Source organism: Rhizobium sp. RCC_161_2 (assembly GCF_041355235.1).
Taxonomy (GTDB): Bacteria; Pseudomonadota; Alphaproteobacteria; order Rhizobiales; family Rhizobiaceae; genus Rhizobium.
Genome location: NZ_JBFUPL010000004.1, coordinates 1 through 26,724 on the forward strand (window position 1 = coordinate 1; position 26,724 = coordinate 26,724).

Sequence of the window (26,724 nt, forward strand, 5' to 3'; positions counted from 1 at the left end):
GACCAACACAAACGATACCTAAGGCGGGTCACTTCTCGGTGGAAATGCCGGGTCAGCTCTCAGTGGAAATCAACAGCCACACCCTTCGGCACACCTGCGCCACCTGGCTCATGCAGGCTGGCGTTTCGATCAGTTTGGTTGCAAAATATATCTCCACAACCGAAAAGATTGTCGAGGAGGTCTACGGTCATCATCATCCTGATTTTCAGGCCGAAGCCGACCATGCTTTTTCGCGCGGGAAAGCCGGACGCGGCAAGGAGGGCAGGAAGTTTGCCGCATGAGGTATGTCATCCGAGAAGCTAATCTCGATCTGACGTAACGTTAGATTTCGGTTTTTCGCTATCTTTCGGCTCGGGTGTGTCTGACGGAGGTTCCAATGATCTTATGCGCTCACTCGTAGACCGGATTGCGTCTGAGAGAGGCCCCAGTTCAGACGGACCGTAATGGCGACTTTCGCTGATCAGCTTCTCCAATGTTTCTGGAGACATAGAGGACACGATCCTTAGCACCTGCCTAAATGCATCCGGCCGTTGCTTTAGATTCCGTGAGGGAATGCCTCGCATTTCGAGGAAGTTACGAACGTCTCCAATCGTCGGCAAAAATGCTTTCCGGTCGAACCGTGAAGCCAAACTCAACAAAAGCTGTTTCGTTTCCGCCGGTGCATCTGAACGAGCTGCCATATCGGTAGCGGTGAGTTTGACCGATGGTGCTCGCTCTGGTTTCTTCGTCTTAGAAGGCATTCCATCGAAACTAGACCGCCCGTCAACAGGCGAGTGTCGGGCCACCTCTGTCAGCGCACGGTGCACTTGCTCAGAGCCGTAACCCCGTACCAAGGCCGATAGGATATCCTTTAAAACCATGTTTTCTTTGGGCATACCGTTCTCTTAAGTTTTTTAGAGTCCGATGCTATCAAAAAATTCCTTAGCAAACCGCGAGAATCTATCGGCGTTGCCCGAATAGCTATAATCTCCGCGCATCAGCTTGGGAAACCCTCTCGAAAATGGGATTTCATTTTTGAAAATCGGCCATTCATTTCTCGCAGCTTCAACTTTGATTTCCGACAGCGCTCTCGTTTTCTCCGGGCCTCCGTTGTTTCCACCATGGTAAAATGCGTTGTTTACAACCACTCCAGCCACGGAAATCTGATGCCCTCGATTTCGGTCGGTAAAGAGGGAAAGTGACTGCTGCAGCAGCGGGAATCCGATAGTAGCGAAATACTCCGGCTTAACAGGGACAAGCACCAAGCCGCTTGCATGGTAAGCAGCGTGCGTGAAAATCGATTCCGTGGGAGAGCAATCAATAATTATTAGGTCCTTGTGGCTGTAGTGTTCCGCAAGAAATTTGGCCAAAACCTTGGGATCAGGACGCAACGTATTCGTGAGATTATCGGAGAAATCAAAACGAGACGGTATGACCTGAAGGGAGTTTGTCCCGATCTGCCACACTGTCTCAATGCCGTCAGTGGGAGAAAGTGGCGATGGACTAGACCGACCTGTGGATGGCGGTTTGTATCCATTGAAAATTTCAACGATAGATGGTCTTCTGTTGGTTAGAAATGCATTGTAATTGTGCCCCATCAGGGCTTGGCTGAGATTTGCTTGCGGGTCCAAGTCGACCGCTAGAATATCTTTCTGTCTAGTGAGTAACGCATAGCGACTAAGCAAAGCCGATATCGTAGATTTTCCCACCCCTCCTTTAAGATTGATGACGCACACCGCCAGAGGACCATTCTGTCTTGCCACTGTACTCCTCCCCCAAATTCAGAGTCTAATAAGTGGCGAGAGTGGCATGCAGCTTAGAAGCGATCAACTTAAAGTTCGCGTGTTTCAAGTTGCCGCCACCGTTTGCCACCGACACAACGGAAAATACCGGGAACGAACAGGCATCAAAGCGGTTTGCAAAGCCCAGATTTGCGGGCTTCTTGCTAAAGTGTCGGTGGTTCGGGACGTGGGGGTCGAGTGTTCGAATCACTCCACTCCGACCAGCTTAAACTCCCGATTTTTCCCGAAAATTTGATACGCTTCCGGTCGCCGGTGGTCATATCCCCATCTCTTCATGCTTCGGGCGTCAAGTCGTTCATCCGCTTCGCAATATCCTTTTGCGGCCTGGGCTCTTTTTGTCGCTCGCAGCACCATATACAAGGGAAAGACGAGCGCATCCGACTCGATGTCGGGGATGGGCCAATGGTTTCGGAAGCGGAGCGACGAGATGGGCAGCCTTTTTGAAAGACTAGTCTGGCAGGCTGGAGCGGAATTCCGGCAGGGCTGGAATATGGGCGGTGCCGCCCTTGGCCGCCTCGCGGGCATCTCCGCGGCGGCGCTCCTGCTCGCTTCGGGCGCCGGGCAATCCGCCTTCGCCGGCGATTGCGACAATGTGGTCGCGGCACCCGGCATAGACTGGAGCGCATGCAGCAAAACCAACATCATGCTGCCGGGCAGCGATCTACATGGAGCCAATCTTGCCGGCGCCCATTTCGACAGCACCGATCTCAGCAATGCCAATCTCACCTCGGCCAATCTGGAAAAGGCAACGCTGGTGCGTGCCTGGCTGAAGAGCGCGCGCGCCGAGGGGACGAATTTCGCCAAGATCGAAGCCTATCGCTCGGATTTCAGCAATGTCGTCGCCAATGGCGCCACCTTTGCCAATGCCGAGCTGCAGCGGGCCGAATTCAGCGGCGCGCAGCTTGCGAATGTCGATTTTCAGAAGGCCGAACTCGGCCGCGCCGATTTCGACAAGGCGGTGCTGACGGGCGTCAATTTCTCCTTCGCCAATCTTTCCCGCGCCACCTTGAGCGGCGTGACCATCCAGGGGCCGGTCACCTTCGGTGGCGCGTTCCTGTATCTGACCCGCATCGAGGGGATAGACCTGTCGGCGGCAACCGGTCTGGTGCAGACTCAGGTCAATCTGGCCTGCGGCGACCAGGCGACCATACTGCCTTCGGGATTGAAGGCTCCTGGCTCCTGGCCATGCCCGCCTGACGACAAGGACTGACGGCAACAATCCGCCCGGCAACGGCGCAACCGAAAGACGACCGCAATGTTTGCAGAACAGACAATTCAGTCCTCCAGCAAGCCCGAATTCTACCGCGAGCTGGCAGGCCAGCTACAGGCCCTGCTCGACGGCGAGGCGGACCCGATCGCCAACGCCGCCAATACATCGGCGCTGATCTTCCAGATGCTGCCGGACCTCAACTGGGCCGGCTTCTATTTCCTGCAGTCGGATGAAGAGCTGGTGCTCGGGCCGTTCCAGGGCAAGCCCGCTTGCGTGCGCATCGCCGTGGGTCGTGGCGTCTGCGGCACGGCGATCGAGAAGGAACAGTCGATCCTCGTCGAGGATGTGCATGCCTTCCCGGGCCACATCGCCTGCGACGCCGCTTCGCGCTCGGAGCTGGTGGTTCCCTTGTTCCGGGATGGTCTTGTCTTCGGCGTCATCGATCTCGATAGCCCGCTTCCCGGCCGTTTCGACAAGAACGACCAGGCCGGCATCGAGGCGCTTTCGGCAATTTACACTGCGGCCTGCGACTGGGATGAGTGACTGCCTGTCGCTGCGCGGCGCATCACGCCGTCATGCGCGATATGGCAAATCGGCTGCCCCATACCTATATTTCCGTCGCAACCACTCCCGCGACGCTTATTGAGCTTAACGTCTGTAACGATGTCCGGCATTCTCCCGTAATGACTGGTGAAGCTTGAGGTATGCGTCCAAGAGCAAGGAGAATAAGAATGCGAAATTACAGCAAGACCTCCGAGGCCATCGCGAAGCTGTCTCCCGAGCAGTATCGCGTCACGCAGCAAAGCGGCACGGAACGTCCCTTCACGGGCGAGCTTCTCGATAACAAGCAGCCGGGTATCTACGTCGATATCGTATCGGGCGAGCCGCTGTTTGCCTCTTCCGACAAGTTCGATTCCGGCTGCGGCTGGCCGAGCTTCACCAAGCCGATCGAGACCGCCAACGTCAACGAGCTCACCGATCTGTCGCATGGCATGTTGCGGGTAGAAGTTCGCTCGATACACGGCGATAGCCATCTGGGCCATGTTTTCCCCGATGGACCGCAGGATCGCGGCGGTCTGCGCTATTGCATCAACTCCGCCTCGCTTCGCTTCGTGCATCGTGATCGCATGGAAGCCGAAGGCTACGGCGCCTATCTCGACCAAGTGGAGGATATCCGATGACTACGGAACGTGCAGTTCTCGCCGGCGGTTGTTTCTGGGGCATGCAGGACCTCATTCGCCGCTATAATGGCGTTATCTCGACCCGCGTCGGCTATACCGGCGGCGAGGTTCGCAATGCGACCTATCGCAACCACGGCACCCATGCCGAAGCAATCGAGATCGTCTTCGATCCCGAGAAGATCAGCTATCGCGATCTGCTGGAATTCTTCTTCCAGATCCACGATCCGAGCACGCGCAACCGCCAGGGCAACGATGTCGGCACGAGCTACCGCTCGGCGATCTTCTACACCAGCGACGAGCAGAAGCGGGTCGCTCTCGACACGATCGCCGATGTCGACGCTTCCGGTCTCTGGCCGGGCAAGGTCGTCACCGAAGTGGTGCCGGCAAGCGATTTCTGGGAGGCCGAGCCCGAACATCAGGACTATCTGGAGCGCATCCCGAACGGCTACACCTGCCATTTCGTCCGGCCCGGCTGGAAGCTTCCGGTCAGGCAGGCCGATATGACGCAGCGTGCGGCGTCCTGAATGATGCAAGCCGCCGCAGCCGAGCGGCTGGAATGCTATCTCGGCACATGGGACGTGAAGCGGCGGATCATCGACCGCCTCAACGCGACCGTGATAACCTTCGAAGGACAGGCGTTGGTGACGCCTGTCCAGTTCGGGGAACACGGCGACACCACGAGCGATTACGCGACGCTCAGAAGCAGCCGAACTTATCGGCTAGCTTCCGAGGCAGAGTGTTTGACTGTCTCTTTCCCCGACCTCTCCGAATTCATCCGCATCGGCGACGGTGCATCGCAGCGTGTTGACCATCAATGCGGCTCGGATCTCTATCGCGGTCGCCTTTTCTTTCGCGGGCCGGATGCCTGGGCCGAAATGTGGCATGTGCGAGGGCCTCGAAAGCACTATGTAAGCCTCGCCCACTATTGGCGAGTTTAGCCTCTCGGGGCAGGGTGTGAGGCGGAAAATCTCTCCGCCTCTCTTTTTCGACTCTTCGCGCAATAGCAGCGAGTGGTGGGAAGTCTTATCGAGACACCCGTCGTCTTGCCTGGACCGCCCGGGCCAGTTCCTCCAGCGTAGCTACCGAGGTCGGCCAATCGAAGCAGCCGTCGGTGATGCTCTGGCCATAGACCAGTGCCTTGCCGGGAACGAGGTCCTGCCGGCCGCCGACGATATTGCTTTCCATCATCATGCCCTTGATGCGGCGGTCGCCGGCCGATACCTGCGCGGCGACGGCGCTGACCACTGCCGGCTGGTTTTCCGGGTTCTTGTTGCTGTTGGCGTGGCTGGCATCGATGATGATCTGCGGATCGAGCCCAAGCTTGGACGCCTGTTCCGAGACCGCCTGCACGCTGGCCGCATCATAGTTGGGCTGCTTGCCGCCGCGCAGGATGATGTGGCCGTCGTCATTGCCGCGTGTCGAGGCGATGGCGGCAAGGCCATCCTTGGTTACGGCGGGGAAATGATGCGGTTGCGACGCCGCCATGATCGCATCGAGCGCGATCCTCGTGTCGCCGTTGGTTCCGTTCTTGAACCCGATCGGGCAGGAGAGACCTGAAGCCAGTTCGCGATGCACCTGGCTCTCGGTCGTCCTCGCGCCGATAGCTCCCCAGCTTACGAGGTCGGCGATGTATTGCGGCGTGATGGTGTCGAGGAATTCGCAACCGGCCGGCAGCCCGGTCTCATTGACGTCGACAAGGAGCTGCCTGGCAAGGCGCAGCCCCTCTTCGATGCGGTAGCTTCCGTCGAGATGCGGATCGTTGATGAGGCCCTTCCAGCCGACCGTGGTGCGCGGCTTTTCGAAATAGACCCGCATGACGATTTCAAGGTCGCCGGCGAACCGGTCGCGCTGTTCCTTCAACCGGGCGGCGTAGTCACGCGCCGCGACAGGGTCGTGGATGGAGCAGGGGCCGATGACCACGATCAGGCGATCGTCCTCATTGTGCAGGATGCGGTGGATGGCGCTGCGTGCGCCCGTCACGGTCGAAGTGACGGCCTCGTCTCTTGGGATCTCGTCTATGATGCGAGCGGGCGGCGTGAGCGCGGTAATTTCGATAATTCGCAGATCATCAGTGGAATTCAACACGGTATCTGTTCCTTTTGGGGTCATACCGTGGCGACAAAAAAAGCCGCCAGGTAGACTAGCGGCTGTTCGGGTCTTTTATTGCGTCAGTTTTATCTACGCGCAGGCCCGCCTCCGCTGAGAGCAGCGGTACGAATAAAATCGCGAGGCGTTTGCGTAGGTGAACGACATGACGTGTCTCTACGACAAAAAATATGGCTTGTCGATGCCGTTGATAGTTTGGGAGCCGATCGTTATCGAGCCTGATTGCTGGTGTTCGATCCAGCGCCCAATTTGGTGGCAGTAGCAAAAAGACGAACCCCAAATCGGAAAGACTGGCCCCGCTTCGCTGGAAGCCGAGCCAGTCCCCATCCGATCAGGGGTCAAGTCAGATCAGATCTCGAAAACGAGGTCTTAGAAAGTACGCTGGAAGCGCAGAATGCCAGCCCACTGGTCCTGATTGATGGAGTCCCAGTTGGTGTAGGATACTTCCGGCGTGATCTGCAGGTTCTTGACCGGGTTGAACTTGACGTTCGCGGTCGCTGCAAAGATCTTCGAGTCGGTGTAGGCAACCTGAGCGTTAGCCTGCAGCTTGTCGTTGATCGGAACGGTGACGCCGCCCCAGACAGCCCAGTCACCCCAGCCGATGGTCTTGGCCGGGCCAGAGCCGTTCGAGCTTGCGTACTTGTTCAGCTTGTCGCCGTCCGTGTTCCAGCCGCCCATCAAGAAGGCCTTGAAGACGCCGAAGTCGCCATCGATACGAGCCTTGATAGCGCCTTCTTCAACGATGGAGTCGTAACCACCGACGACCTTAAAGCCGAACTTGCCGGCCTTGTAGCCGAAACCAGCAACAGCGTCCGGAGCGTAATGGTTGTGGCTGTCTTCGCCGTTAACGCCCGTGGCGCCCGGACCGGAGTTGCTGTCTTCAGCCGAGATCACAGCCGTGAAGCCGTTGCCGGCGTCGTAGTTGTAGGTGATCTGGTTGAGTTCGTACGGGCCGTCATAGACAACGTCGTCGTTGATGACGCCGCCGGCATAGCCTGCGTACAGGTTATAGGCAGAGTCGAGCTTACCAACGGTGAAGCCAGCGAGGCTGATGTTGGCCGCGATCAGCTTGGTGGTGGTCGAACCGCCATCCTGCCAGTCCCAACGCAGAACGGTAGCCGTCTTCAGCGGGCCGTACTCGGTGTCGGAAGCGGTGTCGAGGGTGAGGTGAGCACGGGTGTGCCACAGCGTGCCGTAACGGTCAGCCGGGTTGTAGGCATTGTACCACTTGCCTTCGGTACGGACGTAGCCGCCGATTTTGAGGCAGGTTTCGGTGCCCGGAATAAAGAAGTAGCCAGCACCGTATGCGTCGCAGATGCGAACATATTCGAGCGGCTCAGGCTCAGCAGCAACGATAGCATCGGCTGCCTGAGCGCCGGAAACTACTGCGAGGGCAGCAGCGGAGCCGAGAAGAAGGCTCTTGATGTTCATAAAAACTCCAATCCAATATAGATTGGGCATAGGCTATCGCGCCGAGAAATCGACGTGCCTGACCCTATCCCTGTTAAAAACCCCGACTCGGGAGAAACGGGCCCCACCCGCTTCTGCGCGCTATTAAAGACGAATTCCTGCAAAGTTATATGATATATTTTTCTCAGAATGACGTTTTCGTGATTTTTCATTTTAAGTTGCATGAAAGACACATTTGCAAATATAGATAGTAAGTCAGCCATAATATTGGCTGCATAATGATCACTTCAGGGTAGGAAATGACGCCGCATAGGGCGAGCGGTGGCCTTGCGAGGTCTTCACCGGGATTGTGCTATTTGAAGGCGTGAATATGCCGTGTGCAGAAGCAGTTGCGACGTTTGTAACGGCGCGAAGGTGGTTCGCTTAATACAGCGCGGTTCGCTTCGAGGTCGGCGAGATCAGCCTGCTGAGCATGGCGCCGATTGCGAGCCCCCAGAGCGCGCCCGTCATGGCGACGATGAGGTCCATGGGCGAACCGTAATTGCCGTTGACCAGGAAATGCGAGAAGCAGAGCACCGAGACGCTGGCAATCATCAGCAGGCAGGTAAAAGAGGGCGATTGCGGATAGGCCAGCTTTGCCAGCATGCCGGCAAGGCATAGCGCTCCGGCGCGATACATGTTGAAGGGGTTGCCAAATTCGGCCTGCCAATTGAGATGCGCGAAGGTCACGGCAACCAGTGCCGCGATATAGCTCCAAGCAACAATCTTCAAAAAGCGCTCTGTTATCATGGGGATGTCATATAGCAGCAGCGCGCCGAAACGCCAGTCTCGTCGCGCTTTCGGAGCTTGGAATCAGCCCGCCGGATCGCACACGTTTTATGTGTCCTCGAAATATTCTGTAGCGGATTGGGAGGAGGGCCGGAGATTTCCGCTTATAGTTTCAGCGGATTGGCCCGCCTAGGGGGACGGAAGAGATTGAGGCGTGATCCGTGTCAGGCGTTGGATGCCTCGAGTGCCTCGGCATCATCCTCTGGCTCCAGTGTGCCGGTTTCGGCTGTGCTCTCCTCGGCATCGCCACGGCCGAGAAACGTGAAGATGACGATCGCCGTAACGGCCGTGATTGCCGTCAGGAGCCACAACAATTCGCTAAAGGCGTCACTATATCCATGGATCAGCGCGGTGTGTCCGATGGCAGGCACGCTTGATGCCGCATCATGGAGAGCGCCCGTCACCAGCCGCTGCGCGGCGGCGGATGCATGCTCTCCTGCCGCAGCACCGAGGTTTGACTGAATGAAAGAGGAGAGGATGGCGCTGACCACGGCCAATGCCACGCCTTCACCGGCGACACGCGTGGTGCTGAAAATGCCGGTCGCCATGCCGGCGCGCTCCTTCGGCACGACGCTGACGGCAAGTCCGTCCATTAGGCCCCAGGGCAGGCTGATGCCGATGCCGATCGTCAGCAGCGGACCGATCAATGCAGCTGGCGCGGATCCCGTTGTGAGACAGCTGAGCCAGAACAGGCCGGCGGCCGAGATGACAAGACCCGCGCCGCAAATCGTGGCCGCCGTGAACCATCGTGTCAGCAGGCCGGCAGCGATCGGCAGGATGAGAAGCGGCGCCGACAGGGCGACCATCATCCGACCGGCGGCGACCTCGCTCATACCCTCGATGCCGACGAAGCGGACGGGCAGAAGGATCAGCAGCACGACGAAGGCATAGGCGGGGGCTGCCGCCAGCAGCTGAACGCCGACGAAACGCGGATAGCGGAACAGGGTGAGATCCAGCATCGGCCGTTTCACGGCGCGCTCGATGATGCCGAAGGCCAGGAAAAGCAATGCGGCGCCCACCAGCAGGACAATGACTAACGAGTCGGTCCAGCCATTTTCCGGCGCGCGAAGGACACCATAAGTGAAGAGCGTCAGGGCAAGCGTAAAGCTAAGCGCCCCCGGCCAGTCGAGGCCAGTGGCATCCGGATCTCTGGATTCGGTGAGGAAGCGTGCGCCGAGACCAAAGGCGAGAACGGCGAGGATGACGACCAGAATGAAGATCGCCGGCCAGCCGAACATCTCGACCATCAGGCCGGACGCGATCGGCCCGAATGCCAGTCCGACGCCGAAACTGGAGCCGACAATGCTGAAGGCGCGCAGCCGCGCGGCGTCTTCGAACTCCTGCGCCAGCGACGCCATGCCGCCGGAAAAGGCGGCGGCGGCTCCCATTCCCTGTAAGGCGCGCAGAATATCGAACCAGACGATATCGCTGGCAAAGGCAAGGCCCGCCGAGAACAGGGCGAAGCCGCCGAGCCCGATGAGGAAGATGCGCTTGCGTCCAAAGCTGTCGGCGAGCGCGCCGGCGGCCATCAGGCTGCTGCCGAAGGTCAGCATGAAGGCGTTGGTGACCCAGTTGAGCGCGATCGGACTGCCGCCGAGCGTTCGGCTGATGGCCGGCAAGGCGACGGCGGGGCCCGTGAAGGTGAGGGGCATTGCGGCGGCGGCGCAGCACACGGCGATGAGAACGAAGAGTTTCTCGGCCGGGCTTGCGGCCTTTGTCTTGTCGGGATGCATCGGGATATCCGCTGGATTTGAGCAAAAGTAGCCCTGCGGATGAGTTGGGAGCGCGACCCTCTTTCAAAGAAGATCGTCAACATCCGCGGGAGCATCGAAATACCCGGACAAGATAGTTTTGATGCAATCGACTGAAAATATGGCTAAGTTTCCATATAAAGCGGAAGAAAACGATCGAATGGATATGAGGATGGATCGGCTAAGCGGCCTCAATGCCTTTGTGCGAAGCGCTGATCTCGGCAGCTTCGCCGCCGCCGGGCGTGTGCTTGGCCTTTCTGCCTCCGCCGTCGGCAAGGCGGTGACCAATCTCGAGCGGCAGCTCGGCGTGCGATTGATGCAGCGCTCGACCCGCAGCATTCGCCTGACCGAGGAGGGGCGCCTGTTTCACGAGCGTTGCCGGCGGGTGCTGGACGATCTCGACGACGCCCAGGCTTCACTTGCGCAGGCGGTCGCTGTGCCGCGCGGGCGGCTGCGCGTCAGCGTCCCCATTGTCAGCTACCATTTCCTGCTGCCGGTCGTGCCGGAATTCCTTGCTCGTTATCCGGACGTCGAACTCGACATCGATTTCAACGACCGCATCGTCGATATGATAGAAGAGGGCGTCGATGTTGCGATCCGCAGCGGCGATTTGCCCGATTCACGATTGATGTCACGCACCTTGCGGCCATTCCAGATGCTGCTTTGCACCGCGCCCGCCTATCTCGAGCGTTACGGCGTCCCGGGTTGCCCGCGCGACCTCGACGATCACCTGGCGATCCGGTTTCGTTTCCCCAACAGCGGCAAGTTGCAGAACTGGCCCTTGCCCCTGCCGGATGGCGGACCGGATTTGCGCATGAAAACCGTTCTCGCCTGCAACAATATGGAGGCCCTGCGCGGCGCGGTTATCAGCGGTCTTGGCATTGGATGCATGCCGGATTTTCTCGCGCGCGGGCCGCTCAGTGAAGGCAAGCTGCACACGGTGCTCGATGACTACATCGACGGACCCGGCCATTTCCATTTGCTCTGGCCATCAAACCGCCATTTGTCGCCGAAGGTTCGGGTCTTTGTTGATTTTCTGAGTGAAAGGCTCTTTGCAAAGAGCTGTGAAGTCTTGCCTGCTGCTCCGGTGGTATGAATGGAGGCCTATTTTGGCCAGTCGCCAAGTGCTATGCGAAACTGAACGACGCGATACCAAACCTGCCTGTAACCGCCAAAATTTGGAAAGCACGATGAGCCGTTTCTGGAGTCCGATTGTTCATTCCTTGACCCCCTATGTCGCTGGCGAACAGCCGGCCACTGGCGATTTGATCAAGTTGAACACCAACGAAAACCCTTACGGTCCTTCTCCCCTTGCTCTTGCAGCGATTTCACAGGCCGTGGCCGATACGCTGCGCCTCTATCCGGATCCGACGGCGCTGCGGTTGCGTGCCGCGATCGCCGAAAGCTTTGGGCTCGATCGGAATGAGGTATTTGTCGGCAACGGGTCGGACGAGGTTCTGGCGCATACCTTCCAGGCACTTTTGAATCACGAAGAGCCGCTGCTTTTTCCAGATGTCACATACAGCTTTTATCCGACATATTGCCGCCTCTACGGAATCAAGTTCCGCGAAGTCCCGCTCGATGCCGAAATGCAGGTTCGCGTTGATGGTTACAGGCAGCCTTGCGGTGCGATTATCCTGCCCAATCCCAACGCTCCGACCGGGATCGCCAAGTCCCGGGCGGATATGGAAACCCTGGTCGCGGAGCACCCCGATCAGGTGGTCGTCATCGATGAAGCCTATGTCGACTTCGGCGGCATGAGCGCCATTCCGCTTGTTCGCAAATATCCGAACCTCCTTGTGATTCAGACACTATCGAAATCCCGTGGTCTTGCCGGTCTTCGCGTCGGCTTCGCCGTGGGACAAAGGCCGCTAATCGAGGCTTTGGAAAGGGTCAAGGACAGCTTCAACTCCTATCCTATCGACCGGCTCGCTTTGGCAGGTGCAATTGCAGCTTGGGAAGATCGGGATTGGTTTGAGACACATCGCGCTCTGATCATTGCCAGCCGTGAACGCTTGGCTGTTGCCCTGAAAGAGCTCGGCTTCCACGTTCTTCCGTCATCCGCCAATTTCCTATTTGCGCGATACCCAGGTAAATCGGGAGAGGATTTGGCGGCACAACTGAGGAGCCGGGGAATTCTGATAAGACGCTTTTCGGGGGAGCGTATCAGTGACTTCCTGCGCATCACGATCGGAACGGACGCCGAGTGCGATGGGCTGGTGGCCGCTCTTCGCGAAATATTGGGCTGATCCGGGGGGCGGAATTTCAGCCATAAAAGTCGACGTAGTGCGTACGACTTTTATGGCTGAGCAAAACTGTAAACGGCAGGACCACATTGGCCCTGCCTGCCGCGATCAGATGTCGCTTGCCGCGTTCGCCCATATGTCCGCAGCCTGCGCGGCGGTGACGCGGCGGACTTCCGTCTCGTCGCGGCGGCTTGCGAAGAGTTCGCTGGCCATGATCTGGTCGGCAAGGTCTGCCGGCAGCGACAGGAGCACACGCTGGCCCTCCTTGTGGATGCCGCCGAGATCGGTGCGCTTGCCGGTGATCATGCCGCCAGCGATCGTGTTGTTGCTGTCCGGATCGATCAGAATGAAGGAGCCGGTCGAGCGGTTCTGATCGTAAGGGTCGAAGACGGCGGCTTCGTCGAAGGAAAGCCGGACTTTGCCGATGGCGTTCATCCACAGGGCTTGCGCCGGTGCCCAGGCGCCGGTCTTCAGCTCAAGCTGCGCGATCGGCTGCACCTGCACGCGCTGGCGGCGGCTGCCGCTTTTCAGCCAGTAACGCTTGCCAGGCTCGATGCCCTCCGGCTGAAGCGCGACGATCTGCGCGTCGAAGGCAAGGCCGGATTGCGGCTGGCTGTCGATGGCGACGATCATGTCACCGCGCGATACATCCACCTGGCGGTCGAGCACGAGGGTGATCGCATCGCCGGCAACGGCGGCATTGCGCACCAGATCGAAGGTGACGATCTTCGAGACATTGGCGACCATGCCCGACGGGAGGATCATGACGCTGTCGCCCGGCTTCACAGAGCCGCCGGCAACCGTGCCCTGATAGCCGCGGAAGCTTTCGCCCGGGCGCGACACACGCTGCACCGACAAGCGGAAGCCGACGGACTGAGCCGAGCGCACGGTGGCAAGCTCCAGCGTCTCGACGAGTGTCGGGCCGTTGTACCAAGGCATGGACGCCTGGCCGGAATAGACGACGTTTTCGCCCTTCAGCGCCGACATCGGGATGGCGGTGATCTGCTTGACGCCGAGCGACAGCGCAAACTCGCGGAAATCATGCGCGATCTTCTCGAAGCCGGCGCGATCGTAGTTCGTCAGGTCGATCTTGTTGACGGCAAGCACGAACTGTTTGATGCCGAGGAGCGAGGCGATCGTCGCGTGGCGGCGCGTCTGCTCGAGAATGCCCAGGCGTGCGTCGATCAGCAGGATGGCCAGATCGGCGGTGGAAGCGCCGGTCGCCATGTTGCGGGTGTACTGCTCATGGCCGGGTGTATCGGCAACGATGAAGGAGCGGTTGTCGGTCGAGAAATAACGATAGGCGACATCGATGGTGATGCCCTGTTCGCGCTCGGCCTGCAGCCCGTCGAGCAGCAGCGCGAAGTCGGGCAGGCCGAGATCGTTCTGCTTGCCGGTGGAATCGCGCTGCAGCGTGGCGGCCTGGTCTTCCTTCACGGCCTTGGTGTCCCAGAGCAAGCGGCCGATCAACGTGGATTTTCCGTCATCGACGCTGCCGCAGGTGATCAGGCGAAGCGGACGTGTATCGCGCACGGCCTTGGCGGGCTCGGCTGCGGGTAAGGTGACGACGTTTGCGGTTACGGCTGCGGTCATCTCAGAAATATCCTTCGCGCTTCTTTTTTTCCATGGAGCCGGATTGGTCGCGGTCGATGGCGCGGCCCTGTCGTTCGGAAACCGTGGCGATTTCCAGCTCTGCGATAACGTCTTCAAGGGTGGTGGCGGTGGAGCGGATCGCGCCCGTCAGCGGGAAGCAGCCGAGCGTGCGGAAACGGATAAGCTCCTCGCGCTTGACCTCGCCAGGAAGCAGCTCCAGCCGTGGATCGGCGGCTAGGATCATCATGCCGTCGCGCTCGACGACCGGGCGCTTCTCGGCGAAATAGAGCGGCACGATCGGAATGTTTTCGGCCTGGATGTAGCGCCAGATATCGACTTCGGTCCAGTTCGACAGCGGGAAGACGCGCACGCTCTCGCCCTTCCGGATCTGGCCGTTATAGACATTCCAGAGCTCCGGGCGCTGGTTGCGCGGATCCCAGCGATGGTCCGGCGTGCGGAAGGAGTAGATGCGTTCCTTGGCGCGCGAGGCCTCTTCGTCGCGGCGTGCGCCGCCGAAAGCGGCATCGAACTGGCCGGCGTCGAGCGCCTGGCGCAACCCTTCCGTCTTCATGATGTCGGTATAGAGCGCCGAGCCATGGGTGAACGGGGTAATGTTCTCCGCCTTGCCGCGCGGGTTGATGTGCTCGATCAGGTCGAGATCGTATTTCTTTACTATCTCGTCGCGGAAGGTGATCATCTCGGCGAATTTCCAGCCGGTGTTCACATGCAGGAGCGGGAAGGGCACGCGGCCGGGATAGAAGGCCTTGCGCGCCAGATGCAGCAGCACGGAGGAATCCTTGCCGATCGAATAGAGCATCACCGGACGCTCGAATTCGGCCGCAACTTCGCGGAAAATATGGATGGATTCGTTTTCCAGCGCCTTCAGATGCGGGTCGAGCGGCGGCTTGGTGCTTTGCGGATTGGAGAGTTCCGTATCCGGACGGCTATCGGGCATTTTCAACTCCAGACTTAATCATTTGCTCCGACCGGGGGCTGGTCGAAAAGAATAGGGTGCTTTGGGTCCCCGTAGGTTTGGCGGCGGCGGGACCGCGCCTTGAACCGATGCCGGGAACCGGCGGGGTATGTCATTGCGCGGCGACGACGGCTTCCTCCGCAACATGCAGGCCGCATTCACGCGTCTCGTCGTTTTCCCACCACCAGCGGCCGGCCCGCTCGGGCTCGCCCGGCTTGATGGCGCGGGTGCAGGGCTCGCAGCCGATCGAGGGATAACCGCGTTGATGCAGGGGGTTCACCGGCACGCTATTGTCGGCGACATAGGCGCGGATCACGTCGATATCCCAGTCGGCCAGCGGATTGACCTTGATGAGATTGCGCTCGGGATCGTACTCGGCAAACGGCGTATCGGCGCGATTGTTCGATTGGCCGCGGCGCAGGCCGGTGACCCAGATCGTCGCGCCGGAGAGAGCGCGCGCAAGTGGCTTTAGCTTGCGCACGCCACAACAGGCATGCCGAGCTTCGACGCTCTCGTAGAAGCCGTTGAGGCCATACTTCGCCGCGTAGGCGTCGATGTCGGCCTGCTCCGGCTCGTAACGGCTGATATGGATGTCGTATTGGCTTTCCGTCTCGTCGATCAGCGCCAGGGTCTCGGGGAAGAGGCGGCCGGTCTGCAGCGTCACGACATCGATCGGCAGGCGGTGATTGCCGATCTCGGCGGTGATGACCTGGTCTTCGATCCCGAGGGAGGTCGTAAACACGGCGCGGCCGCCAAGGCCGGCGACCAGAGACAGGCGGCCGGCAAGGTCAAGCGCCGCCAACCGGCTGTTCAGTGTCCCGGCTTCTTCGATGAGATTGATGGCAGTCATGGGGAATCCTGTCCTGATATTGCCGCGAGTATCGCAGTTCGTGAGGACGGCGGACAGAAAAACGGATTTCGAAAGCAAGGGGATAGGGAGCAAATATCTCCACGAAGCCGCTCCCATGCGAAAAAGCGACCGCCTCGGCTGTTAACCAAGGCGTTTTGCCCTCTGAAGCGGGCCGGCAGAGAGGCGCCGATAAGACTAGTCATATCTAAGCGCTTGCTTTAATGTCTATAGAAATAGTAGAGTTACACGCGGCTTGTCAAACGGAAATCGGAAGTGATGGCCAAAAAGATGCGGAGCAACAAAATCTGCGCTAAACTATGGGCATAGTGAGGAGACTTGAAAACAAGGCTGGGTTGCCGATGCTTCAGTCTGTCCGCGTTTCGGGTGTTTGAAGCGGGATGCGGTCGGCCAAGGGTCTAAGAGTTGCGAAACGATGTGGCCGGTGTATCGGGTGAGCGCATCGTATGTGTGTGTAAGCGGTTCGAAATGATCACTCAAAAAGCAAAATACGCGTTGCGGGCGTTATCTGCTCTGGCTCAGGCCGAAGCGGGCGATCCAATGATGATTTCCGACATCGCTGCCCAACAAAAAATCCCGAAGAAATTCCTGGAACAGATCCTGCTCGACCTGAAGCATCAGGGCATCGTCATCAGCCGCCGCGGCAAACAGGGGGGCTATCTTCTGCGCAAGCCGGCCGAGGAAATCACCTTCGGCGAGATCCTGCGCATTATCGACGGTCCGATCGCGCCATTGCCCTGTCTTTCCATCACCGCCTATCGCCGCTGCGAGGATTGCGACGGCGAGCAGACCTGCGAAATCCGCCATGTCTTCGCAAGGGTGGCCGACGCCACCCGCAAGGTTCTGTTCTCGACCACCATTGCAGATGCGGTGGCGCTGCCGGACGAAGCGGAAGTCACCCGTCTTTTGGCATAAGACTCAATGGGCGTCGTGTTCTTCGCCTGCCTCTTTCTCCATTGCCCGCCGTGCCCGGATCGCCGCCGCGATGAAGATGCGCGAGAGGCCGTGATAGAGCGGCTCGCGTGACAGCAGGCGTGAGGTGACGTAGCCGATCATCGATACCGCCATGATCGGGATGACGGCCTGATGGTCGCCCGTCATTTCCAGAATGATGACGAAGGCGGTCATCGGCGCCTGCACGACGCCGGCGAAATAGCCCGCCATGCCAAGGATCGCCGCGAGCGCGATACTGCCGCCGATCAGCGTGCCGACCGTGCTGCCGAAACCGGCGCCGACGGCGAGCGACGGCGCGAAGATGCCGCCGGGAATACCCGATATCATCGAAAGGAAGCTGGCGAGCAGCTTTTCCAGGAAGAAGAGCAGGGGCAGGGCATGTCCTTCCACCGCGCCACGCGCCTGTTCGTAACCGGTGCCGAAGGTGTTGCCGCCGGAGGAGACGCCGATGGCTGCGACCAGAAGACCGCAGCAGCCGGCGAGAAGCAGCATGCGCTTGAGAGGCTGCGGCTGCGCCCAGCGGCGGATGCGGATGCCGGCATAAAGCGCAAAGCCGCTGAAAGCGGCCCCAAGCGCGCCACCACCAACGCCACAGATCAGGACGAGAGCCCAATCCACAAGTGCTACCGGCGCAGCACTGGCCGTGCCGAAATAATTGTAGGAGCCGGAGAGCCCGAGAGCCGCCAGGCCCGAGAGGATGACTGCGGTCAGCACCAGGCCATTGGCGCGCGATTCATAGGTGCGGCTCATTTCCTCGATGGCGAAGACGATGCCGGCGAGCGGTGTGTTGAAGGCCGCAGCAATGCCTGCAGCCGAGCCGGCAAGGATCAATCCCTTCGCCTGCGCCATGCCGCTGAAGCGCGCGACCGCTAGCATGAAGGACGCCCCCACCTGTACCGTCGGTCCCTCGCGGCCGATCGAGGCGCCGCAGAAGAGGCCGAGTATGGTCAGCACGATCTTACCGAAGGCAAGCCGGAGCGACAGAAGCTTGGTGCGGTCCTCGTTATGATGCAGGTGCCGCGCGGCAATCGCCTGCGGAATGCCGCTGCCTTGCGCGTTGGGAAACAAGGTCGTGGCGAGATAGGCGGAGAGCACGAAGCCAAGCGGTGTGAGCACAAGCGGCAACAACCAGCTCCACTCTCCGGAGCTCGTCACCCCGACAAAGGCGCGCTGCGCCAGATCTGCCAGCTTGGCAAAGCCGACGCTGATGACCCCGATCGCGAGAGCCCCCGTCCAGAACACCAGCCGCGGCCGCCAGAGATTGTACGATCCCCAGATCACGCGGGAACGGCGGAGAAGTTTGGACTTGCGGTAGATCGGGGGCATGGGATTTTAAACCGGCGGGCTGAGCGATATGTCCGCTTAGGACTCAATTCTGAACAGTCTGCTTAAAAATGACGGATCAGGATATTCACACTGTCTTACAGGGCTTCACTTTACGACCTGGATTTATCTGAGCCTTGACACATTCTAACGGCCTCCTAGAATGCATCGCAATTGCAATGCAGGAGGTTGCTCATGAAAACCGCTTCCATCCCGTCGCTGAGAGTCGACCCGGAACTGCGCGCCGCCGCCGAGAGCGTGTTGAAAGAGGGTGAAACACTCTCGGCTTTTGTAGAGAACTCGCTAAGGGCTCAAATCGACCACAGGCGAGCGCATGCGGAATTCATAGCACGGGGAATGGTCGCGCGCGAGGAAGCCAAGCGTACGGGAGTTTATTATAGCGCTGACGAGGTGGTGAACGAATTGAAGGAGATGCTCGCAGCAAAGATCGCGAGCAAGAAAAATTGAAATATGCAGTTCGCTACGCCAGCTCTGCTCGTGACGATATAAAGCGGCTTTATGCCTATCTGCTCGAGCGCGATGAGAATACCGCCAGACGTGCCGTTTCGGTCATTGAAGATGCCATGAAGATGCTGGCGGACTTTCCGTTCAGCTGCCGCAAAGCGTCTCCGGACAATTCATTTCTCCGCGAGTTGGTCATCCCCTTCGGTTCCGCCGGCTATGTCGCTCTGTTCGAAATCGAAGACAGCGACACAGTGACGATACTGGCGATCAGGCATCAGCGCGAAGACGATTATCACTGATGTTCGCCAACCCTACCGATCGCTCACTTCCCAGCGGGGATTGATCCACGGCTCCTGATTGGACCGCGCCAGCATTGGCTTGCCGAGGATATGGTCAGCCGCTTTTTCGCCGGTCATGATCGAGGGGCCGTTGAGGTTGCCATAGGTAAGGCTGGGGAAGATCGAGCTGTCGGCGACGCGCAGGCCCTCGACCCCGATGACGCGGGTGTCGGGATCGACCACGGCCATCGGATCGTCCTTCGAGCCCATCTTGCAGGTGCCGCAGGGATGATAGGCGCTTTCCAGATGTTCGCGCAGGAAGGCGTCGATCTGGTCGTCGGTCTGAACCTCGGGGCCGGGCTGGATCTCCGGGCCGCGATACTCGTCGAACGCCTTTTGCCCGAAGATTTCACGGGTGAGGCGCACGCAGTGGCGGAATTTTTCCCAGTCTTCCGGGTGGCTCATGTAATTGAAGCGGATGACCGGATCGGCCTTCGGGTCGGACGAGCGCAGGGTCACCGCGCCGCGTGACTTCGACAGGTTATAGCCGACATGCGCCTGGAAGCCGTGGCTCTTCGCCGCCGCCTTGCCGTCATAACTGATGGCGACCGGCAGGAAATGGTACTGGATATCCGGCTGCTTGACGCCCGGCGCCGAGCGCAGGAAGGCGCAGGCTTCGAACTGGTTTGAGGTGCCGAGGCCGGATTTGAAGAACATCCATTGTGCCCCGACAATGCCCTGCATGTACCAGGGCAGCCAGGAATAGAGCGAGACCGGCTTCAGGCTGGTCTGCTGGAAATAGAATTCCATATGGTCCTGCAGATTGGCGCCGACGCCCGGCCGATCCACCTTCACCTCGATGCCCATCTCTTGCAGATGTTGCCCGGGACCGATGCCGGAGAGCATCAGCAGTTTCGGCGAGTTGAAGGAGGATGCCGAGACGATCACCTCGCGGTTTGCCTTGACGATCTCTATCTTGCCGCCGCGTTCGATCTCGACGCCGGTGGCACGGCCGTTTTCGATCACGACTTTGCGGGCGAAGCAGCGGATCAGCTCGACATTCGGCCGCTTCAGCGCCGGCTTCAGATAGGCAGTCGCGGCAGACCAGCGCCGGCCCATCCAGGTCGTCTGCTCCATCAGGCCGAAACCTTCCTGCTTGCCGCCATTATAGTCTTCCGTCGCCTCGAAACCCGCCTGCTTGCCGGCTTCGATGAAGGCATGAAATAGCGGATTGCGGGCATCGCCGCGCCGGACATGCAGCGGCCCGTCGGTTCCGCGCCAGCCCTCTTCGCCGCCATGCGAATGCTCCAGCCGCTTGAAGTAGGGCAGCACGTCCGCATAGGCCCAGCCCTGGGCGCCGAGCTCTTCCCAGCGGTTGAAGTCCTCGGCATGGCCGCGGACATAGACCATGCCGTTGATCGAGGAGGAGCCACCGATCACCTTGCCACGCGGCGCGGTGATCCGCCGATTGTTGAGCTGTGGCTCAGGTTCGGAGAGATAGCCCCAATTATAGCGATCCATACTCATCGGCCAGGCAAGCGCTGCCGGCATCTGGATGAACGGCCCGACATCGCTGCCGCCGAATTCCAGCACGATGACCGTATGCTTGCCGTCTTCCGACAGCCGCGAAGCCATGGCGGAGCCGGCGGAACCTGAGCCGATGATGACGAAATCTGCTTGCTGCATGTCTATCTCCACGGGGCCGCCCCGATCCTTCGAGGCCCGCCTCTGGCGGACACCTCAGGATGAGGCGGATCATCATCTGTGCTTGCTGTGGTCGCTCTCGACCTCACCCTGAGGTGCCGCTATCGGCGGCCTCGAAGGGCGAGGGCGAGCCCGATGTTACTTCAATAAGGCGCCTGAACCGGTCCCATGCCGACATAGACCGTCTTCAGCTCGGAATAGTGCTCCAGCGCCGCCAGCGAATTCTCGCGGCCGAATCCGGATTGCTTGGAGCCGCCGAAGGGGATTTCGACCGGCGCGAGATTGTAGGCGTTGATCCACAGCGTCCCGGCCTCGAGCTGGTCCACGACGCGGTGAGCGCGGGTGAGATCGGCGGTGAAGACGCCGCCGGACAGGCCGAATTCCGTGTCGTTGGCGCGGGCAATCACCTCCGCCTCGTCATCGAAATCGAGTACGCACATCACCGGCCCGAAAATCTCCTCGCGGGCGATGGTCATCTCGTCGGTGACATCGGCAAAGACGGTCGGCTGCACGTAATAGCCTTCGCCGGAGACATTGTTGGGAATACCGCCGCCGGCCACCAGCGTTGCGCCTTCGGCCTTGCCCTTCTCGATATAGGAGAGCACCTTTTCGCGCTGCGCCCAGGAGACCATCGGGCCGACTTGTGTCGCCTCGTCCATGGGGTCGCCGATCAGCATCGCTTCGGTGCGCGCCTTCAGCCGCTTCAGGAATTCAGCCTTGATCTTGCGCTTGACGAAAACGCGCGTGCCGTTCGAGCAGACCTGGCCGGTCGAATAGAAATTGCCGAGCATGGCGCCGCCGATGGCGCTGTCGATATCGGCATCGTCGAAGACGATCAGCGGCGACTTGCCGCCGAGTTCCATGGTGACGTGCTTGAGGCTTCCAGCGGCGGCCGCCGCGACCTTGCGGCCTGTCGGCACAGAGCCGGTCAGCGATACCTTGGCGACGTCGGGATGGTTGATCAGCAGCGGTCCGGTCTCGCGGTCGCCCTGGATGACATTGTAGAGCCCCTTCGGCAGCCCAGCCTCGATCAGGATCTCGGCGATCTTCAGCGCGCCGAGCGGGGTGTTTTCGGAGGGCTTGAACACCATGGCGTTGCCGGCGACCAGAGCCGGCGCGCCCTTCCAGCAGGCGATCTGCTGCGGGTAGTTCCACGCCCCGATGCCGACGCAGACGCCGAGCGGCACGCGCTTGGTATAGGCGAAATCGCCGCCGAGCGGGATGTAGGAGCCGTTGAGGCCGGCAGCCGCGATGCCGCCGAAGAATTCGAAGCTATCGGCACCCGAGGTCGGATCGGCGACGATGGTTTCCTGGATCGGCTTGCCGGTGTCGAGCGTCTCGAGTTCGGAAAGCTCGCGGTTGCGCTCGCGCATGATATCGGCCGCGCGCTTCAGGATGCGGCCGCGCGCCGTCGGGCTCATCGCCGCCCATTCCGGCTGCGCCCGCTTGGCAGCGGCAATTGCCTGCTCGACAATGGCGGGGGTTGCGGCATGCAGCCGGGCGATCACTTCGCCGGTTGCCGGATAGATGCTTTCAATGACGGTGCCGTCGGTATCCTCGACATATTCGCCGTCGATGAAATGGGAGGCTTTCGGTTGTGCACGCATCATAGGACCCTCAATTCTTCGTAAGACACCATGACATGCTCTTGGAATGCAGGTCGTTCGGTCAGGTTTCGGTAGTAGCGCTCCAGCCGGGGACGGGGAGGACGCGGGATGTCGATGTCGAAATAGCGATAAAGCACATGGCCGAACTGGATGTCGGCCAGCGTCAGCTTCTCACCTGCAAGGAAACGATGCTGTTCAAGTTGCGTCTCGGCGATGTCGAACTTTTTGCCGAGAAGGGCAAGGGCGGCACTGATGGCAGCGTCATCACGCAAGGCCCGCGCGGTCCGCACCACACGCCAGAACACCGGGGCGGTGAAATTCAGCGCCACATTGAGCTTCGCCCATTCCGCCCACTTGTCGATCTTGACGCGGCGTCCGGGCTCCTTCGGCCAGAAGTCCTCAGCCGCATACTGTTCGGCGAGATAGCGGAGAATTGCGCCCGTTTCCCACAGCGGCTCGCTGTCACCGTCGCGCAAAACCGGTACGGTGCCGTTCGGGTTCATCGCGAGGAATTCCGGCGTGTCGACGACCCCGTAGGTGAAGCCGGCATCGATGCGCTTGTAGTCAAGGCCAAGCTCGCCGATGCACCACATCAGTGCCTGTACGTTGGATGACGATTTCCGGCCCCATACGGTCAGCATTCTATCGGCCTCCCAGCGCGTTCAGATGCATGGTCAGATAGTCTTCGGTGAGCGCGATCGACCCTTCGATGCTGATCGGCGCCGACCGCAGGCTCTGGCGAATATAGAGCCCGTCGATCATCGCTGCGGCACCCTCGGCAATGCGCTCGGCATCGTCGGGCGGGCACAGAGCCTTCAGATTTGCGAGCAGGTTCGAGCGCAGCCGCCGCGCATAGATGACGAGGAAGCGGCGGGTCTCTTCGGACCTTTGCGCCTCGGCATAGAAGGCGAGCCAGGCTGCAATCGTCTCCGGCGCGAATTGATCGGCGTGGAAGCTGACATGGATGACGGCAGATAATTTTTCCCGCGGCGTCTTTGCGGCCCTCATCGCCGTCACCGTGCTGTCGCGCAGCCGCTGTAGGTGATGACGGACGGTCTCTATCAGCAACTGTTCCTTGCTGCCGAAGTAGTGATGGGCAAGCGCGGGAGAAACGCCTGCCTGCTTGGCGATTTCGGACATGGTAACGGTCAGCGAGCCGTGATCGCCAATCACGCGCATCGCCGCATCCACAAGCGCCTTGCGGCGCACCGGTTCCATTCCGACTTTCGGCATCAAATTCCCCTGAGGTTGCGGGAGTGTATTTTTGATTGACTGATCAATCAATAAAAAAATCACTTGGCGGCCGGATATAGGCTGAAAATCTGCAGCCCTTTCCGAGCCTCATTTCTGTGCCATACTCTTAGACAGGAGGAGGTACAGTCATGGTCAATGTTCTGGATGAGGTTCCCCCGTCTGCAATGCGTGAAAAATGGGGGTGGTTCGTCGCGCTCGGTGTGGTTCTGCTCGTTTGCGGTGCGATCGCCTTCGGCAATCTTTTCGTCGCCACCGTCGCGTCGGTCTATTATGTCGGCATGCTAATGCTGATCGGTGGGATCATCCATCTGGCGCATGCCTTTCAGGTGCGGGGATGGGAGCATATCCTGTTTTGGATACTGAGCGGCCTGCTCTATACGCTCGCCGGCATTCTTGCCTTCGCCAATCCCTTGCTCGCCTCGGAAGCGCTGACACTCTTTCTGGCCATCGCACTGCTGATCGCCGGTACATTTCGCGTCTGGGTCGGCCGCAAGCTGAAGCCGGAGCGGGGCTGGGTCTGGATCGTCATTGGCGGCGTGGTTACCGCGCTTGCCGGCATCGCGATCGCGCTCGGCTGGCCGGTCAACAGCCTCTGGGTTCTCGGCCTGTTTCTCGCGGTCGACCTGACGTTTCAGGGCTGGACGCTGATGGCTTTCGGCTTTGCGCTCAGGCGATAAAGGCGCATACAACCGGCGGTAACGAAGTGCGACTTTTTGACAAGAGGCGTGAGCGGGGTTACTCTCTGAGGGCTGTCATGCGGAATGCAGCGGCACCGAACGACTGAGTACTCTGTGCCATAGTCGAGAGCATGCGTGTTCATGGAGACGCGCCCTGAATGCTCCGGCTAGACATATGGAGCAGGTCTCCAGCGAAGAATTCTGCAAGAATTACAAGGGAGGAATATCATGCCGATGGTAACGGTTTCCATCTCTCCGCTTCAGGCCGCCGGCATCCGAGCGGCCGTCGACACGGGTACTTATGCATCGAGCAGCGAAGTCGTGCGCGAGGCTTTGCGCATGTGGGATGCCGCACGCAAGCGTGGCGAGATCTGCGATGTGCCTCATGCGGTCAATGATCCGGATGGTGCGGTAAAGAGCAGCCGGTGCGTTTCGGACATGTTCGCCGATTACGAGGCGGAAACACACCGACATAACTGAGTGTCAAGGACTTCTTACCTTGCGAAGCCAAGGGTCACCGATCCTCTGATCGAGGCGGCTGCATTATGGTTAACGTTCTTTTACCATTCACGAAACTTTCACATAGGGGAAAGGTTTCGTTGACGCTTGTGGCCCATCTTGGGCCGAAAATGCACTAAATCCGAAGTTTACTCAAAAACTTAGATCAAAAATTCTTTAGTGGAGATTGGCATGTCCCTGACTGCCGCCGTCGAGCCTGGCGCATTGCGCCGGTATGCCAGCGACCAGATTGTCACGCTCGCCAAACTCGTGATCGAAAATGCCTTCCAGCCGATCGTCGAAGCCGCTACGGGTGCGGTCTTCGGCTATGAAGCCCTGATGCGCGGGCAGGAGCGGATCGGTTTCGACAGCCCGATCGAGATTCTTGATGAGGCCGAGCGCACCGGCCAGCTCCTGGGGCTGGAGCAGATGGTGACGAGCCGGGCCTTGGCGAAATTTGCGACGCTCCCCAATGCTGGCACCGCGACCCTTTTCCTCAATCTCGATGTCCGCCTGATCCCGCAGGGCGACCTGCTTGTCGACGGCTTGCTTCAGCACATGAAGAAGGCCGGCATCGCGCCGTCCTCCGTGTGCTTCGAGCTCTCCGAACGCTTCGATAATACCAGCGTTCCGGAGTTTTCCGATCTGGTCGCGAAGATGCGCGACGCTGGTTTCAAGCTGGCGATCGACGATTTCGGCGTCGGCCATGGCGAGATGAAGCTTCTAGCCGACTATCCCGTCGATTATCTCAAGATAGACCGGCATTTCGTCGCCAATGTCGATCGCAACGCCCGCAAACGTCATATCTTGAGAAACATCGTCAATATCGCCCATGTGCTCGGCACGCGCGTCATTGCGGAGGGGATCGAGACCGAGGCGGAGTTTCTGACCTGCCGCGAATTCGGCGTCGATCTCGTCCAGGGCTGGTTCATCGCCCGCCCGACCATGCTGGTCAACGAGTTGAAGCCCGCCTTTCCGCATCTGCAGGATCTCGGCAAGATGGCGCGCAACAGCCAGTCGCTGGACGAAATTCTCATCCGCAAGCAGATCGAGGTGCTGCCGACCATTCGCGAGAACGACAGCATCGACAGCGTTTTCGAACTCTTCCGCCGCAATCCGCGTCGCGCCTATTTCCCCGTCGTCAACGCCAATGGCGAGCCGCGCGGCATCATCCACGAGTATCGGCTGAAGGAATACATCTATCAGCCCTTCGGCCGCGATCTGTTGAAAAACAAGGTCTATGAACGCTCGATCTCCCATTTCGTCGAAATGGCGCCGATCGTCGGCCTGGATTCCGACGCCGACACGTTGATGGCGATCTTCGCCAATATGGAGAGCAGCGATTGCCTGATCGTCACTGAGGGCACGCACTATGCCGGTATCGTTTCGGCCGCATCGCTGATCAAGGTCATCAACGAGAAGCAGCTCAAGGTCGCCCAGGATCAGAACCCGCTGACCGGCCTGCCGGGCAATCGCGCCATTCATGATTTCATGCAGAGTATCGGTCGCGATGGCGATGAGGTCAGGCATTTCTGCTACTGCGACTTCGACAATTTCAAGCCGTTCAACGATGCCTATGGCTTTCATCTCGGTGATCACGCCATTTCGCTATTCGCCGCCCTGATGCGTCGCTACTTCTTCGCCGAGCGTCATTTCCTCGGTCATGTCGGTGGCGATGATTTCTTCATCGGCGTCTCCGGCTGGACTGTCGAGGAACTGCGCGAGATCCTGGACAGGCTGCTTGCGGATTTCCACGCCGATGTGTTGGAGCTCTATTCGGCGGAGGATCGGGCCGCCGGCCGTATCCGTGGTCATGACCGCAGTGGCGCCGAGGCCATGTTCCCGCTGATGCGCTGCTCCATCGGCATTCTCGAGCTGTCAGAGGGACTGGTCATCGACGATATCAACCGCGTCAGTACCTCGATCGCCGGCATTAAGGCAAGGGCGAAGGAGAGCGAAATCGGCGTTTCGTTCCTGAGCCTGGGCGAGACGAATTGACGCCCTCCCATGCCAGCTT

The 26,724-nt window shown here is 59.7% G+C and carries 27 protein-coding genes; 14 read left to right on the forward strand and 13 right to left on the reverse strand.

Annotated elements, in window-relative coordinates; all coding sequences use genetic code 11:
- A partial coding sequence (locus tag AB6803_RS11535; RefSeq protein WP_371109014.1) for a tyrosine-type recombinase/integrase occupies positions 1-281 on the forward strand: 281 nt, incomplete at its 5' end.
- A gap of 612 nt (positions 282-893) precedes the next feature.
- Here AB6803_RS11535 and AB6803_RS11540 read toward each other — a convergent pair.
- The gene (locus tag AB6803_RS11540) at positions 894-1,742 is read right to left on the reverse strand and encodes a ParA family protein (protein ID WP_371109015.1); all 849 of its coding nucleotides are present in this window, start codon (positions 1,740-1,742) and stop codon (positions 894-896) included.
- A 466-nt stretch (positions 1,743-2,208) separates the two neighbouring features.
- Here AB6803_RS11540 and AB6803_RS11545 point away from each other — a divergent pair, with 466 nt between their 5' ends.
- The 5 genes from AB6803_RS11545 (at position 2,209) to AB6803_RS11565 (ending at position 5,110) form a co-directional block, all read left to right on the forward strand.
- Positions 2,209-2,991 carry a pentapeptide repeat-containing protein gene (locus AB6803_RS11545; protein ID WP_371109016.1) on the forward strand — a complete coding sequence of 261 codons (783 nt, stop codon included), beginning with the start codon at positions 2,209-2,211 and terminating at the stop codon, positions 2,989-2,991.
- 45 nt (positions 2,992-3,036) lie between these two features.
- On the forward strand, positions 3,037-3,534 hold the full coding sequence (locus AB6803_RS11550; protein WP_371109017.1) for a GAF domain-containing protein: 498 nt from the start codon (positions 3,037-3,039) through the stop codon (positions 3,532-3,534).
- A gap of 188 nt (positions 3,535-3,722) precedes the next feature.
- Entirely contained in the window at positions 3,723-4,172 is a 450-nt protein-coding gene (gene msrB / locus AB6803_RS11555) for a peptide-methionine (R)-S-oxide reductase MsrB (protein ID WP_371109018.1), read from the forward strand.
- The gene (gene msrA / locus AB6803_RS11560; RefSeq protein WP_371109019.1) at positions 4,169-4,696 is read left to right on the forward strand and encodes a peptide-methionine (S)-S-oxide reductase MsrA; all 528 of its coding nucleotides are present in this window, start codon (positions 4,169-4,171) and stop codon (positions 4,694-4,696) included. The genes msrB and msrA overlap by 4 nt, the downstream gene beginning before the upstream one ends.
- Positions 4,697-5,110 (forward strand): DUF6314 family protein, encoded by a 414-nt coding sequence (locus AB6803_RS11565; protein ID WP_371109020.1) that lies wholly within the window; start codon positions 4,697-4,699, stop codon positions 5,108-5,110.
- 85 nt (positions 5,111-5,195) lie between these two features.
- Here AB6803_RS11565 and AB6803_RS11570 read toward each other — a convergent pair whose 3' ends face one another.
- From AB6803_RS11570 to AB6803_RS11585, 4 genes are all read right to left on the reverse strand, one after another.
- The gene (locus AB6803_RS11570) at positions 5,196-6,281 is read right to left on the reverse strand and encodes a 3-deoxy-7-phosphoheptulonate synthase (RefSeq protein ID WP_371109021.1); all 1,086 of its coding nucleotides are present in this window, start codon (positions 6,279-6,281) and stop codon (positions 5,196-5,198) included.
- Between the two features lie 366 nt (positions 6,282-6,647).
- Entirely contained in the window at positions 6,648-7,709 is a 1,062-nt protein-coding gene (locus AB6803_RS11575) for a porin (protein ID WP_371109022.1), read from the reverse strand.
- A 402-nt stretch (positions 7,710-8,111) separates the two neighbouring features.
- Positions 8,112-8,459 (reverse strand): hypothetical protein, encoded by a 348-nt coding sequence (locus tag AB6803_RS11580; protein WP_371109023.1) that lies wholly within the window; start codon positions 8,457-8,459, stop codon positions 8,112-8,114.
- Positions 8,460-8,680: 221 nt separating this feature from the next.
- Positions 8,681-10,249 (reverse strand): MFS transporter, encoded by a 1,569-nt coding sequence (locus AB6803_RS11585; protein ID WP_371109024.1) that lies wholly within the window; start codon positions 10,247-10,249, stop codon positions 8,681-8,683.
- 190 nt (positions 10,250-10,439) lie between these two features.
- On the opposite strand from AB6803_RS11585, the gene AB6803_RS11590 reads away from it, so the two are divergent.
- Both AB6803_RS11590 and hisC read left to right on the forward strand, forming a co-directional pair.
- Positions 10,440-11,363: a LysR family transcriptional regulator gene (locus AB6803_RS11590; RefSeq protein WP_371109025.1), complete on the forward strand. Its 924-nt coding sequence runs from the start codon at positions 10,440-10,442 to the stop codon at positions 11,361-11,363.
- Between the two features lie 94 nt (positions 11,364-11,457).
- Positions 11,458-12,516, forward strand: a complete 1,059-nt coding sequence (hisC, locus tag AB6803_RS11595; protein WP_371109512.1) for a histidinol-phosphate transaminase — start codon at positions 11,458-11,460, stop codon at positions 12,514-12,516.
- Positions 12,517-12,621: 105 nt separating this feature from the next.
- Here the strand turns inward: hisC and cysN are convergent, their stop codons facing one another.
- The 3 genes from cysN to AB6803_RS11610 all read right to left on the reverse strand — a co-directional run bounded on the left by cysN (position 12,622) and on the right by AB6803_RS11610 (position 15,929).
- Positions 12,622-14,106 (reverse strand): sulfate adenylyltransferase subunit CysN, encoded by a 1,485-nt coding sequence (gene cysN, locus AB6803_RS11600; RefSeq protein WP_371109026.1) that lies wholly within the window; start codon positions 14,104-14,106, stop codon positions 12,622-12,624.
- 1 nt (position 14,107) lies between these two features.
- Positions 14,108-15,061, reverse strand: coding sequence for a sulfate adenylyltransferase subunit CysD (gene cysD, locus AB6803_RS11605; RefSeq protein WP_371109027.1), 954 nt, complete (start codon positions 15,059-15,061; stop codon positions 14,108-14,110).
- A gap of 130 nt (positions 15,062-15,191) precedes the next feature.
- Complete coding sequence (locus tag AB6803_RS11610; protein WP_371109028.1) at positions 15,192-15,929, reverse strand: phosphoadenylyl-sulfate reductase; 738 nt, start codon at positions 15,927-15,929, stop codon at positions 15,192-15,194.
- Positions 15,930-16,415: 486 nt separating this feature from the next.
- On the opposite strand from AB6803_RS11610, the gene AB6803_RS11615 reads away from it, so the two are divergent.
- On the forward strand, positions 16,416-16,862 hold the full coding sequence (locus tag AB6803_RS11615) for an Rrf2 family transcriptional regulator (RefSeq protein WP_371109513.1): 447 nt from the start codon (positions 16,416-16,418) through the stop codon (positions 16,860-16,862).
- A gap of 3 nt (positions 16,863-16,865) precedes the next feature.
- Here AB6803_RS11615 and AB6803_RS11620 read toward each other — a convergent pair whose 3' ends face one another.
- Positions 16,866-18,227: a chloride channel protein gene (locus AB6803_RS11620; protein ID WP_371109029.1), complete on the reverse strand. Its 1,362-nt coding sequence runs from the start codon at positions 18,225-18,227 to the stop codon at positions 16,866-16,868.
- 192 nt (positions 18,228-18,419) lie between these two features.
- Here AB6803_RS11620 and AB6803_RS11625 point away from each other — a divergent pair, with 192 nt between their 5' ends.
- On the forward strand, positions 18,420-18,692 hold the full coding sequence (locus AB6803_RS11625) for a YlcI/YnfO family protein (protein WP_371109030.1): 273 nt from the start codon (positions 18,420-18,422) through the stop codon (positions 18,690-18,692).
- Complete coding sequence (locus AB6803_RS11630) at positions 18,689-18,988, forward strand: type II toxin-antitoxin system RelE/ParE family toxin (RefSeq protein ID WP_371109031.1); 300 nt, start codon at positions 18,689-18,691, stop codon at positions 18,986-18,988. Before AB6803_RS11625 ends, AB6803_RS11630 begins: the two co-directional genes overlap by 4 nt.
- Before the next feature lie 12 nt (positions 18,989-19,000).
- Here the strand turns inward: AB6803_RS11630 and betA are convergent, their stop codons facing one another.
- The 4 genes from betA to betI form a co-directional block, all read right to left on the reverse strand.
- Positions 19,001-20,653 carry a choline dehydrogenase gene (gene betA, locus AB6803_RS11635; protein WP_371109032.1) on the reverse strand — a complete coding sequence of 551 codons (1,653 nt, stop codon included), beginning with the start codon at positions 20,651-20,653 and terminating at the stop codon, positions 19,001-19,003.
- Positions 20,654-20,814: 161 nt separating this feature from the next.
- Positions 20,815-22,278, reverse strand: a complete 1,464-nt coding sequence (betB, locus tag AB6803_RS11640; protein WP_371109514.1) for a betaine-aldehyde dehydrogenase — start codon at positions 22,276-22,278, stop codon at positions 20,815-20,817.
- Positions 22,278-22,919, reverse strand: coding sequence for a glutathione S-transferase family protein (locus tag AB6803_RS11645; protein ID WP_371109033.1), 642 nt, complete (start codon positions 22,917-22,919; stop codon positions 22,278-22,280). The genes betB and AB6803_RS11645 overlap by 1 nt, the downstream gene beginning before the upstream one ends.
- A gap of 1 nt (position 22,920) precedes the next feature.
- Positions 22,921-23,511 (reverse strand): transcriptional regulator BetI, encoded by a 591-nt coding sequence (gene betI, locus AB6803_RS11650; RefSeq protein WP_371109034.1) that lies wholly within the window; start codon positions 23,509-23,511, stop codon positions 22,921-22,923.
- 149 nt (positions 23,512-23,660) lie between these two features.
- On the opposite strand from betI, the gene AB6803_RS11655 reads away from it, so the two are divergent.
- The 3 genes from AB6803_RS11655 to AB6803_RS11665 all read left to right on the forward strand — a co-directional run bounded on the left by AB6803_RS11655 (position 23,661) and on the right by AB6803_RS11665 (position 26,705).
- Entirely contained in the window at positions 23,661-24,209 is a 549-nt protein-coding gene (locus tag AB6803_RS11655; RefSeq protein WP_371109035.1) for an HdeD family acid-resistance protein, read from the forward strand.
- A gap of 228 nt (positions 24,210-24,437) precedes the next feature.
- Positions 24,438-24,689, forward strand: coding sequence for a type II toxin-antitoxin system ParD family antitoxin (locus AB6803_RS11660; RefSeq protein WP_371109036.1), 252 nt, complete (start codon positions 24,438-24,440; stop codon positions 24,687-24,689).
- Between the two features lie 210 nt (positions 24,690-24,899).
- Positions 24,900-26,705 (forward strand): GGDEF domain-containing protein, encoded by a 1,806-nt coding sequence (locus AB6803_RS11665; RefSeq protein ID WP_371109037.1) that lies wholly within the window; start codon positions 24,900-24,902, stop codon positions 26,703-26,705.
- Positions 26,706-26,724 lie beyond the last annotated feature (19 nt).